Consider the following 12,053-nt stretch of genomic DNA (forward strand, 5'->3'; position numbering starts at 1 on the left):
AACTTGATAAAATTCTGATCTGCGATCATCCTTTTTTCGTGCCATTTCTCCATCTCATTTTTGTTGCAGCTTCCTTCTAATACCTTAAGATCAAAGTGTCAGATGCGATCGGATTATTACATCCAACTTCTTATATGTGCACTAAAGTAACACATATCCACTAATGATCTCCGGATAAACCTATGTTTTTGTGGCACTTATCCGCACAAGATCGTTCCCATAATAGGTAGGTACAGGATGCTTTTTTATGTGGACAACCCTTATGCTGCCATGCCGCTAAAAATAAGCTCGATCTACAAAAGTTTATTTCTTTTTGATCTACTCCTTTAAGGCTCTAAAAAAATACAACTCATGATCCAATGCTAAATCTGGATGCAGGATCTTAACGAGGTCTTTTAAAACTAGATCCGGGCGCATACTTGCCTCTTCATAATAAAGAACGCCTCCTTTTGCGCCTACAGTTAGCGCATGCGTGTACACTTGCCTGTTTTTAAAAGAATCAAAAAGTGCATAGGATTTGTTATCGGCCAGCATTTTTGAATAACTGGTGTATTGTGCTGGTGCAATCCAGTACGTGGCTTCCCGACCGTCTATAAGTACTTTTTCTATGTTATAAGCCAGAGAACCGGTCCCTTTTGTGGCCGCGTACAAATAGTCGGCTCCGGCATCCTTTAATATTTTTCCTTGCCAGGAGTTTCCGTAAGGCAAATACCATTGATCTTTATAGGTAGCACCGCTTAAAACTTTGGGACGTTCCAGATGTGCCGCTAATTTTAAGGTGTTCTGGTATTCCTTTTCTATAGTTTTAAAAATGCTGTCGGCTTCTTTTTCTTTACCGTATAACACCCCAAAAAGTTTGATCCATTCTGCTTTTCCCAAAGGATGCTCTTCTACCCAATCGCCATTATACAGAACCGGAATACCAGCTTCTTCTATTTTTTGATATGTAGGATTGCTATCATCAATACTAAAACCCATGACGAGATCTGGCTCTAAAATTATAGCAGCTTCAACATTCATGAGTTGATTGGTACCTAGTTCTTTTATGTTTCCAGCATCTATTAAGGATCTAACTTTTGGAGCACTGATATAGTCGGTAGCAGGAAAACCTATCAAGGATTTTTCTTCCCCTAACAATACCAATGGCGTGATATGAGTGGTAGAGGTCACTACTATTTTTTCAATAGGAATAGGGATCCTCACTGGCAAATTGGCTTTTGAGACGAATTCTCTTCCCTGGTGTTTAACTAGTGTAAAGGGATAATTTACCGCACTATCTGGCCATGGGTTTTTAATCGTTACCTGGTAACCCGTTGCGGTAGTTTTAATTTGAAAACCACGCGCATAATTTACTTCTATAGGAGCATAACCAGTTTGATCTTCAGCGACTGGAGTGGTTTTGTTCTCCACATCTTTACAAGAGTGTAGTATAAAAACCAATAATATAAGATAAAGTATAGGCTGTTTCATAGACCTCAAAAATACCAAATATCAGCAGCAAGAAAAGACTTTGTTCTCCATTTAGTTAAAAAAACTTGGGCTATTAAGGCAAGTAGGTGCATTAAATTACTACTTTTACAGCTTGAAATATGGTTTTAAGGTACTGTAATCAGCTTACTTTTTTTATCTCGCTTTCGCGAAAGCGGAACATAAGATGTTCTTGCCGCTAGCTTGGAGATGTGAAAGTAAATGTTAACAAAACCTAAAATTAAAAGGGAATCTAGTGCAATTCTAGAGCTGTTCCCGCAACTGTAAACAAAACGTCTGTAAACGACGTCTTTTATTTTAAAAGGTAAAATCAATACGGCCACTGAGTCCAGGACTTGGGAAGGCGATTTTATTTTGAAGTCAGGAGACCTGCCACACTTCATCACAAGAATTGTTCATCTTCGGGATAGAGATAGCGATGAGTTTTTATGGATGTAGGTACCACGCTGGTTTTCTTGATACGTATGAGGCGATTAGCAGGCGCAGCGACTGCTTGTTAATACAACGAATTGTCAAAGTGCTGATTACATCTGGTATTCCCTCTTCAAAATTTCCGTTTCGAGCTTAAAAACCTAAAAATGAAAATACAAATCATCGCCTTGAGCGTTATGATTCTTCTAGTTGTGTCGGGAAATGCACAAGTAGTCCAAGACTCTACGACAACAAAACTGGAAGAAGTGATCGTTACAGCTTCCTCAAAATTTGACTTACAACGCAAAGACAGTGGTAAGCCAGTCATTAAAATTACACGAGCAGATATGGAAGCACAACGGGCCTCTAGTATTGCAGACCTCCTCAACCAGTACGCAGGTATCGAAATCAATGGCGCTCGCAGTAATGCAGGACAAAATCAAAGTTACTTTATACGTGGTGGAAACAGCCGTCAGGTTTCTTTCTTGATCGATGGAGCCCAGGTAAATGATCCCAGTAATATTGCTGGAGATTTTGACCTGAGGTTAATAGATATTGATCAAATTGAAGAAATCGAAATCTTAAAAGGTGCAGCCAGTACACTTTATGGAGCAAATGCCAGTACGGCGGTCATCAATATAAAACTGCGTAAAGCACCCAAATCGGGAGTACGTGTGAATGTCGCTTCCTTTATAGGAACTAATAAAAGCGTGGAACAAGCTAACAATGGACTTGATGAATACAATAATAGCATCCAACTTCAAGGCGCCGCAAAAAATGGACTTACGTATGGCGTAGGACTCAACCATCAAAAAACCGACGGCCTAAGTGCTGCAGAGAGTGCTGATGATAATGAGCAGTTGGAAGCTGATGAGTTCAATCGCATCAACCTTCTCGGTCGCATAGGGTATAACAACAATAAGGACTTCAAGTTGAGCAGTTACCTTTCTTTTGATGAATACGTAGCGGAGTTTGATAACGGTGCTTTTACAGACGGTGATAATGAAACATACAGCCGTCAAATACGCTGGGGAACTAACATGAACTGGAAATACGCTGAAAAAGGAGAGCTGGTATATACAGATGTGAGCACGCACACCCGTAGAGATAATAGGAGTAATTTCTCCTCTATCTTTAATGCAGACGGATATTCACTAGATCTTTATAATAAATACACCTTTGACTTATCTGATGGTTCTAGCTTAAAAACCATATTGGGTTTTAACTTTAATAACCAGACCTATGAAGATTTTAGTATCCCATTCGGTAGTACAGATTTTGCCCAAAATGCAAATAAAGACAATGTGAATTTTCAGATTTACGATCCCTATTTTAATGTGGTCTATTTGAGTGGTATCGGTTTTAATATCAATGCAGGAGCACGTTACAACATGCACAGCAATTACGATGGCAAATTAGTGTACAATTTCAATCCTTCTTATAGATTTAGTGCAGGAGAAAATACGTTCAAAGCATATGCCAGTTACAGCACCGCTTACATCACGCCATCCTTGTTTCAACTGTATGCAAGTGGCTTTGGGAATGAAGACTTAGCACCAGAAGAAAATGCCACTTTAGAAGCAGGACTTTCTTGGAGTAAAAACCAGTCGAGCCTAGTCGTTACAGTTTTTCAACGGGAAGAAGATAATCTGGTGCAGTTTGTAACTATTGATCCAGCTACCTTTACGTCACAATATCAAAACGTAGAAGAACAATTGACAGCAAGAGGTGTTGAAATTATGGGACAAACTCAGTTGTTTGATAAATTAAACGTGACAGCCAACTATACATTTACAGAAAGAGATAATGTACCACAATTGAGACGTATTCCTAAGCACAAGGTAAATGCTAGTGCCAGAATAGAAGCTTTTAAAGGAGCTTTTTTAACCGCAAGATATCAATACAACCACGAGCGTGGCGATGCCTTTTTTGACCTCAATACATTTAGCACTCAAAACGTTGAACTAGAAAGCTACCAGCTGGTAGATCTTGATGCTACCTATAAATTACCGACTAAAGAGGTTACTTTTTTCGGAGGTGTTGCTAACTTGTTAGATGAAGATTTTCAAGAAGCAGTAGGTTTTCAAACTCGCGGTAGAACGTATAAAGTAGGAGTGAGGTTGGGTTTTTAATGTAGGAATACTACCAATTTAGTTTTTAAAGGAGTGTACATAAACGGAATTGTTTAAATTTAATCCTAGTTGTGCATTTTAGTTTACTTCTATAAAGAAAAAAGGCTGCTCCGATGGAGTGGCCTTTCTTTTTGAATAGTAGCAATTGATTTGGTTGTTGAAATTAAGAACGACACCTACTATTTTTAGTGTACATGATGAAGAAAATCGCCTGTCAGACGGGTATTGCTGTTGTACCTAGAAACATTTTTATAGGTCGTATAAAAAGTGTGTTTAAAAGTTAATTGCTCAATAAAAAAACTAAAGGCTGGTCTAATCGTTGATTCCATGAATTTTCAGAATGGTCTGTGCCTTCAAAAAGCAAGTTTTTAGAATCCGTTTCTGTATAGCCTTTAGATTTTAAAATACGGTTCACTCTTGGAGCGTATTGTGGATAATGCTGGTCTAATGTTTTATTGCCATAATCGAAATACAATTTATGACTGCCAGCTTTTGGTAAATTATGTTCCATATACTTAAAAATAGACTCCGGATAAGGATTGTTTTCTATAGGTAATGCCCCAACCCAATGGGTAGAAAGGCAAGCAGCGGCTCCAAAAACATTAGGATATTCACTTATGGCATACATAGACATTAATCCACCCATGCTGGAACCCATAACAAAAGTGTTCTCTCTATCAGTATGTACCGCATAGGTTTTGTCAATTAGGGGTTTTAATTCCTCTACCATAAATTCTAAGTACTTATCTCCATTAAAGTCCTTAATGGTAACAGGTTTTCCCGAAATACTCTTCTGTAGAGTACTTTTATCTTTAGATATATAACCAATTGCTTTTTCAGGAAATAGATCTTGCCATCTCATCTGCGGTATATTATGAATAGCTACGACTATAAAATCCTTAACCTGTTTCTCATCCACTAATCTGGTTGCCCATTCGTCTACGTTCCATTCTTGTTTGTTCCAGGTTGTAGTGCTGTCAAATAGCATCTGACCGTCGTGCATGTATAGAACCGCATATTTTTTATCTTTTGAATAGGTAGCAGGTAACCATACATCTACTGGTCGAGGAGTGATTTTACGGGATGGAAAACGAGCTATTCTAATTAATTTGCCCTTAGATAAAACAGCGCTTTTTACAACAAACGATGTCGGATTTGAAGTGCCGCTTTGTACTTCTGTATGTTTATTTATTATTGATTTACAGGAGGTTATCAAAATAGTCCCTATTATGAATAGTAGTTTTTTCATTGTATTAGCTTCTTATGAGAGGTAGTAGGAGGGTATGTTTCTGTCTTTTATTTCTTTTATTCGGCCTAAGATACGTTTCTATTACAACAAAAATAGCCCTCATATCATTTCACGATCTTGTCAGTGGGTTACAGGGGGTTCTTAATTTTTACAGGAGCGTATATATGACTTATATGCCTTAAGTCTCAAAACGTTTTGTACAGTTGATTCACGCATATAAATAGACAGCAGCGCCCATGGAGCTTTCCATAACGCCGGTCTGTTTTGCTTTTTTGGAAGTTGGAACTTTGTCGTTGACAAATGCTAAGAGCTCATCAGTTGATGATTTGAAACAGTTATCGCTCTACCATTTATCGTTGATATAGTTTTTTTAGTTCTGCTTTCGCGAAAGCAGATTCTGTAAAACCAATTGTCAATGGAGGCATATACACCCTAAAACACCGCTCAACATCGTTTTATAGGGCAATAATATGTCTGGTGGTAAAACAGTTGTCACTACTTACAGATTAGAATGTCCGTGTTGCTTTAAAGAATATTGATAGAGCTCTCCTTTTCCAGAAAGTCCCAGCTTTTGAACCATGTTTTTCCTGTGCTTGTTGACCGTACTGATAGCGGTACCACGTTCTGTTGCAATTTGCTGACTGGTCATTCTTTTTGCGATGGAAATAAGGATATCTCGCTCGCTTCTAGAAAGGATTTTTTTTCTATTTTTAAAGGATTTAATTTGCTCTATTTGAAATTTCACGTGCTCATCAAAGAAGCTTTTCCCCTCATAGACATCTCTAACAGCCTGCCTTAAGTCTATTAAAGGGCTGCTTTTTAAAACATATCCATCTGCACCAGCATCTAACATATCTTTTAAAGCACCGGTATTATCAAACATACTTAGCGCGATCACTTTAGTATGTGGCCTTTTATTTTTAATAGCTCTACAAAGGTCGATTCCATTCATTTCTGGCATACTTATATCTGTTAAAACAACATCTGGTAAGGAATTTTCAATTCGTTTCATCAGTTCTAAACCATTGGTAACCGCATAGAGTACTCTGATGTCTGGATCTTGTTCTAGAAAAAGTTTTAGTCCATCACTTAGAGAAACATGATCCTCTGCAATTGCTATGGTAATCATGCTAGTGGTATTTCTATATTTATGGTGCACCCACCACGTTTAGTACTAGAATCTGCAACAAAGGTACCTTTCATATCCCTTACCCTTTTTTTTATATTTTCCAAACCAATACCTTTGTTACCAGTACTGCTATAGTCAAAACCTTTACCATTATCTTCTACCATGATATCTAATGTAGTAGCATATTCTGTGATGTTTATGCTTGCTTCGGTAGCCTGTGCGTGCTTCATTACATTGTTGATTAATTCTTGAATCATTCTAAAAAGGTAAAGTTCAGTAGTGTTGCTCAACCTACCATGAAATTGACTGTGTACCACCTCCACATCTAGTTTTCCGGTTTTATTGATTTTATCTGCCAGATCCTTTAAACTATTTATCCAGCCATCTTCACTTAATACCCTACTGTTTTGTGTGTGGGAAAGTGTGCGCACTTTTGCATAAGTTTCGCTTAAAATACCACATGCGTTTTCAAGTATGGATTTTGAATATTCATCGCTAGTGCGTTCTTTAGCATTTTCCAGAGAGATCTTAATAGCGGTTAATGAACTTCCTAAATCATCGTGAAGATCTGAAGCGATTTTTAGGCGCTCCTTTTCTTGTCCTGCAATCATAGCGTTTATACTTGCCAGCTCTTGATCTTTCATTAATTTGAGCTCTCGTTCTTCTTGTGCTAGCTTTCTTTCGGCCATTATTTTTTTGCTTTTGTAATGGTTCAAGATAAAGTAACCAGCAATTCCTATCGCTACCACCAGCAAAAACATCAATAAGTTGTTGCTAGCTTGATTCCTCAAATTTTCAGCTTCTAATGCTACATTCTTAAGTTCTTTTTCTACCGTTTCATATTTTGTTTGTATTTCATGAAGTTGACGGGCATTATTGGAAGATTCTATCGTGTCGTTCATTTCTAGATGCTTGTAGTAGTAGGCAGTGGCATCTTTGTAGTTTTCGTTATTGGTTAGAATATCTGCCTTATTACGTAAAATAGTCAACAAAAGTTGATGGTCAGAACCAGACCTTGCCATAAGCTCTGCTTCAGTAATATTCTCTAAAGAAGCCTTATGGTCTTTTAATGCCGCTCTTAACATGGCCATATTATTTATACGTTGAGCTATGGCGAGGGTATCGTTTGTTTTTCTGGATCGCTCTAGATTGCGTTCAAAATAAAATAAGGTAGAATCATAGCTGCCTTTAAAATAATGAATCGTACCCATATTGTTCTCAATACCTAATAGTTCTTTTTGAAGATTATTTTGTTCGGCAATACGCTGCATCTGATAATTATATTTCAATGCTAGGTCATAATCTTCTCCTATTAATTCTGTGTAAAAAGAATTGTATATACAGTCTATTTTAAGTTTTGGGTCATCAAGTTCCTCCGCTATAGCGCAATTTTCTTTGATTAAAGAGGGTGCGGCTGTGCTGTATTCTGAAACTGAATTTGCAATGCGCATCAGGTAATCATTTGCATTGTAAATGACCATGGTACTAGCATATACATGTAAAGCTTTTACCTTTAATAAAGTTGTATAGGCATCTATCAGCTGGTTTTCTTGGAACTTTATAATTCCTTCGTTGAGTAAGTAACTTGCTTGTTCATTTTTAGAAAGATGGTTAAAGTCATATTGACTTAAAGCCTCTTTTGTCTCCTCAATCTGACCGCTATCCAACAGGGTAAGCATATCATTAAAGGGTACTAATTCTTGCGCATTTAAAAAGGGGCTTGAATTTAAAAGGACAAATAATAAGAATAATAATACGTTTCTCATAATACACAGTTGGCAGGCTACAATATAAGAGTTTTGTATCAAAAGTTAATAGCTCCCTAACCAATTCATAAAAATTTTTATAAAACGATAAATTTTAACCTGTTTACTAACAGAATTTTTTAGTTCAAAGGCGTATTTTTGAGAATACCGTTATAGAAACTTCAAATTCAAATTATTTATGAGACATTTTAAAATTGCCAGTGGACTACTTGCTGTTGTTCTAGCATTTTCTTGTCAAGAGCAAACAAAGGAACAACAAGGAACTAATAAGCAAGAAATAGAATTCAATTATAAGGTAACTGAGTTTGCAGATATAGGAGTCTTGCGCTATCAAATTCCAGGTTGGGAAGAACTAAATCTTCAACAACAAAAACTGGTGTATTACCTAACTCAAGCCGGTTTAAGCGGAAGAGATATTACTTGGGATCAAAATTACCGACACAATCTTGCGGTTAGAAAAGGTTTAGAAGAAATCTACACCAACTATGAGGGAGATAAATCTACTGTAGAATGGAAACAGTTTGAAACATATCTGAATAGATTGTGGTTTGCAAATGGGATTCACCATCACTACAGTATGGATAAGATGAAACCAGAGTTTTCAAAAGAATACCTTACCGCTATAAGTACAGATGCAGGTGTTCAAATTCCAATGGAAGCTGTGGAAGTATTATTTAATGATGTAGATGCAAAAAAAGTAGTATTGGATAAAGATAAAGATATCGTGCTCGAAAGTGCTGTCAATTTTTATGAACCTGGGATTACCACCGCTGAGGCCCAAGAATTTTATAAAACCCGTGTCGCAGACAAGGAAAAACCTGTGGAAATAGGTTTGAACTCTAGGCTGGTAAGAAGAAATGGTCAATTAATGGATGACGTCTATAAAAGTGGCGGTCTTTATGGAGAAGCAATTGATCAAATCATTTACTGGTTACAACTGGCACAAGGAGTAGCAGAAACAACGCAACAAGCAAAAGCCCTAGGCTTACTCATTGAATATTATCGAACAGGTAGTCTTGATACATGGGATGAATATGCGATCGCGTGGAGCACGAGTACCGATGGTGCGGTAGACTGGATCAATGGTTTTATAGAAGTCTATAACGATCCTATTGCTTATAAAGGGAGTTATGAAACTATCGTACAAATCAAAGATTTTGATATGTCACGACAGATGAGCGTAATGAGTGAGAATGCACAATGGTTTGAAGATAATTCTCCGTTGATGCAAGAGCATAAAAAAGAAAAAGTAACTGGTGTAAGTTATAAAACCGTAAATGTTGCTGGAGAAGCTGGTGATGCAAGTCCATCCACGCCCATAGGAGTAAATTTACCTAATAATACCTGGATAAGAACTGTTCATGGCAGTAAATCTGTTTCTTTAGGTAATATTATTGCAGCATATGCAAGTGATGGCGGCTCAGGAAGACTTCAGGAATTTGCTCATGATGAAAAAGAAATAGAATTAGAGAAAAAATACGGTGCCAAAGCTGATAAATTACATACCGCATTACACGAAGTCGTAGGTCACGCCAGTGGACAGATCAATCCTGGTGTAGGAACCCCTAAAGAAACTTTGGGAAGTTATAAATCTACTATAGAAGAAGGACGTGCAGATTTATTCGGTCTGTATTATCTAATGGACTCTAAACTTGAAGAAGTAGGACTCGTAAAAGATTGGAGAAATTATGGTATGGCGGCCTATGATGGTTATATTAGAAATGGCTTGGTGTCTCAATTGATTCGCTTAGAAATAGGTAAAGATGTAGAAGAGGCACATATGCGCAATAGACAATGGGTTAGCGCTTGGGTTTATGAAAAGGGAAAGCAAGAAAACGTGATCGAAAAAGTTATAAAAAATGGTAAAACCTATTATGATATTAAGGATTACGATAAATTAAAAATTCTTTTTGGAGAATTGTTGAGAGAAACACAGCGCATTACTAGTGAAGGAGATTTTGCAGCTGGACAAGCTCTAGTAGAAAACTATGGTGTAAAAGTAGATCAATCGATTCATCAAGAGGTACTGGATAGAAATAGTAAATTTAAAGCTCCTGCCTATAGAGGTTTTGTAAATCCCGAGATCGTTCCAATAATAGAAGAAAACGTGATTACAGGTTTTACAGTGGAGCAACCAGCAACGTTTGCAGAGCAGATGTTGATGTATTCAAAGAAATACGGTTTTTTAGACAGATAAATAAGCTTTCGCGAAAGTGAGAATGACAGAAGTAATGGAAAAAAACTACAGTGCTTTTTCTGATACCATAACAATCTTTAGATGCGCATTAAAATTTAAATTTATTGTTTTAGGTTTTTACTCACCATAAAGCCAATACTTAAACCATTTCTGTTGTACAGGATTAGTAAGCATCTAAGGATGAAATTTTATTTAAAAATTGATCCTTAGATGCTTATTTCTGTAAGCTAAATTTGATAGTAACGAGAAGTAAAATAAAAGATACAAACCCTATAAGTACCCAAAAAACACCTTTATAATTCTTCTTGTGCAGTTGCTTATCCTTTAGATACATCACTGATATAATGATGCAAAAGACGATAAAAAAAGCAATCCCGAAATAAATTTGTCCAGAACTAAACATAGGATCTTTGACAACTAGTGGAAATACATTCATGAATAACTTATTTTTACAAAATTACAAACCAAAACTAGCAAAAGCACTATACTTATGAAGAAACAAATAAAAAGTGTACATAAATTTCATACTGCCTTTCAGCTAGGTATCAACAGCGCTCCAATTGCAGATATTACCGAACGCCGCCATCAATTGCGTTTTGAATTGATGAAGGAAGAAAATGAAGAATACCTTGAAGCTGCCCAGAACAACGATCTTGTCGAAGTGGCTGACGCTTTGGGAGATATGCTTTATATTCTTTGCGGTACCATTATTGAACATGGAATGCAAGATGTGATTGAAGATGTTTTTGATGAGATTCAACGATCTAATATGTCCAAGTTAGGAGCTGATGGATTGCCTATATATAGGGAAGACGGTAAGGTGCTTAAAGGACCTTCTTATTTCAAACCTAACTTTACAAAGGTTTTAGAAAAAGCAGTGAGATAAACCTATAAGTCCCTAAGTAACAATTCTAGGATGGCATTATTTTTAATGAAGTAGTATAAGAGTTATAATTCCTGAAATATACCCCAGTAGCGCAAACCGAGAAATATTCTTTACATACCACATAAAATCAAATTTTAAAATCCCTATTTGAGCTACTCTAGCTGCACTGCCTATGATAAGAATAGTTCCTCCAGCAGCTGCACACGAAGTAAGCAATTCTCAGGATGCATCATCTGGAGTGCACGCTTCTAAGGAATACTTTTAGTTACGTCACCTATAGAAGACCTGGCTCCAACTGAATTTGCTGCGATCATTATAACACCAGCAAAAGCTAAAGGTCTTTTAAAATTTTTAATAGTTTTCTCAATAAGGCTGCCATAACAATAGCTGTAGTTAGAGGATCTAGAGCTGCTGATAAAAGAAAATGAGTGTGCGCCATATCCAGATAAGCGTTACTTTTTTCGTTGTTTTAATAAGATCTGTAATCATGGAAAAGCCTTCGTGTGTATCTATGATCCTTACAATAGTCATGTTACCGAGTATAAAAAATAACACCTCGGTTGTTTCTATTAGGTGCTCTTTAAGACTGTCATCAATAAATGACATATAGTATGGCCATTTATCTGAGGTATGATGGTATGTGTTACATAGACAAATAGAACCGAGCATAAGGTCTTAGTAAGAAGAGACGCTGCAGCTTTATCAATTTTAAAGACATGCTTCAATGCTATACATGTATATCTTAAAATAATAACTAACGGAATGGCGCTGTACACAAATCTATACTCGCATTGC

General features: G+C 36.8%; 9 protein-coding genes and 1 riboswitch. Of the genes, 3 read left to right on the top strand and 6 right to left on the bottom strand.

Annotated features, from left to right (window positions below; genetic code table 11):
• Positions 1-318: 318 nt before the first annotated feature.
• Positions 319-1,470, bottom strand: coding sequence for an ABC transporter substrate-binding protein (locus ACJAT0_RS06330; RefSeq protein WP_415180982.1), 1,152 nt, complete (start codon positions 1,468-1,470; stop codon positions 319-321).
• Between the two features lie 196 nt (positions 1,471-1,666).
• Positions 1,667-1,880, top strand: a riboswitch (cobalamin riboswitch).
• Between the two features lie 186 nt (positions 1,881-2,066).
• On the opposite strand from ACJAT0_RS06330, the gene ACJAT0_RS06335 reads away from it, so the two are divergent.
• Positions 2,067-4,031 (top strand): TonB-dependent receptor plug domain-containing protein, encoded by a 1,965-nt coding sequence (locus ACJAT0_RS06335; protein WP_415180983.1) that lies wholly within the window; start codon positions 2,067-2,069, stop codon positions 4,029-4,031.
• 280 nt (positions 4,032-4,311) lie between these two features.
• Here the strand turns inward: ACJAT0_RS06335 and ACJAT0_RS06340 are convergent, their stop codons facing one another.
• From ACJAT0_RS06340 to ACJAT0_RS06350, 3 genes are all read right to left on the bottom strand, one after another.
• The gene (locus ACJAT0_RS06340) at positions 4,312-5,280 is read right to left on the bottom strand and encodes an alpha/beta hydrolase (protein WP_415180984.1); all 969 of its coding nucleotides are present in this window, start codon (positions 5,278-5,280) and stop codon (positions 4,312-4,314) included.
• 499 nt (positions 5,281-5,779) lie between these two features.
• A complete protein-coding gene (locus tag ACJAT0_RS06345) occupies positions 5,780-6,409 on the bottom strand; it encodes a response regulator (RefSeq protein ID WP_415180985.1) in 630 nt (209 codons plus the stop codon).
• Positions 6,406-8,175, bottom strand: a complete 1,770-nt coding sequence (locus ACJAT0_RS06350) for a sensor histidine kinase (RefSeq protein ID WP_415180986.1) — start codon at positions 8,173-8,175, stop codon at positions 6,406-6,408. Before ACJAT0_RS06350 ends, ACJAT0_RS06345 begins: the two co-directional genes overlap by 4 nt.
• A gap of 178 nt (positions 8,176-8,353) precedes the next feature.
• On the opposite strand from ACJAT0_RS06350, the gene ACJAT0_RS06355 reads away from it, so the two are divergent.
• Both ACJAT0_RS06355 and ACJAT0_RS06360 read left to right on the top strand, forming a co-directional pair.
• Positions 8,354-10,372, top strand: coding sequence for a dipeptidyl-peptidase 3 family protein (locus ACJAT0_RS06355; RefSeq protein WP_415180987.1), 2,019 nt, complete (start codon positions 8,354-8,356; stop codon positions 10,370-10,372).
• A 490-nt stretch (positions 10,373-10,862) separates the two neighbouring features.
• Positions 10,863-11,258 carry a hypothetical protein gene (locus ACJAT0_RS06360; RefSeq protein ID WP_374003805.1) on the top strand — a complete coding sequence of 132 codons (396 nt, stop codon included), beginning with the start codon at positions 10,863-10,865 and terminating at the stop codon, positions 11,256-11,258.
• A gap of 42 nt (positions 11,259-11,300) precedes the next feature.
• Here the strand turns inward: ACJAT0_RS06360 and ACJAT0_RS06365 are convergent, their stop codons facing one another.
• Positions 11,301-11,474 carry a hypothetical protein gene (locus tag ACJAT0_RS06365; RefSeq protein WP_415180988.1) on the bottom strand — a complete coding sequence of 58 codons (174 nt, stop codon included), beginning with the start codon at positions 11,472-11,474 and terminating at the stop codon, positions 11,301-11,303.
• A 186-nt stretch (positions 11,475-11,660) separates the two neighbouring features.
• Positions 11,661-11,864, bottom strand: a complete 204-nt coding sequence (locus ACJAT0_RS06370) for a hypothetical protein (protein ID WP_415180989.1) — start codon at positions 11,862-11,864, stop codon at positions 11,661-11,663.
• Positions 11,865-12,053 lie beyond the last annotated feature (189 nt).

It is taken from the genome of Nonlabens sp., from assembly GCF_047636915.1.
Classification (GTDB): Bacteria; Bacteroidota; Bacteroidia; order Flavobacteriales; family Flavobacteriaceae; genus Nonlabens.

Bases quoted from the DNA above. Each gene is read 5' to 3' on its own strand.
- ACJAT0_RS06330 (WP_415180982.1), bottom strand. From the start codon at position 1,470: ATGAAACAGCCTATACTTTATCTTATATTATTGGTTTTTATACTACAC.
- ACJAT0_RS06335 (WP_415180983.1), top strand. From the start codon at position 2,067: ATGAAAATACAAATCATCGCCTTGAGCGTTATGATTCTTCTAGTTGTG.
- ACJAT0_RS06340 (WP_415180984.1), bottom strand. From the start codon at position 5,280: ATGAAAAAACTACTATTCATAATAGGGACTATTTTGATAACCTCCTGT.
- ACJAT0_RS06345 (WP_415180985.1), bottom strand. From the start codon at position 6,409: ATGATTACCATAGCAATTGCAGAGGATCATGTTTCTCTAAGTGATGGA.
- ACJAT0_RS06350 (WP_415180986.1), bottom strand. From the start codon at position 8,175: ATGAGAAACGTATTATTATTCTTATTATTTGTCCTTTTAAATTCAAGC.
- ACJAT0_RS06355 (WP_415180987.1), top strand. From the start codon at position 8,354: ATGAGACATTTTAAAATTGCCAGTGGACTACTTGCTGTTGTTCTAGCA.
- ACJAT0_RS06360 (WP_374003805.1), top strand. From the start codon at position 10,863: ATGAAGAAACAAATAAAAAGTGTACATAAATTTCATACTGCCTTTCAG.
- ACJAT0_RS06370 (WP_415180989.1), bottom strand. From the start codon at position 11,864: ATGTCATTTATTGATGACAGTCTTAAAGAGCACCTAATAGAAACAACC.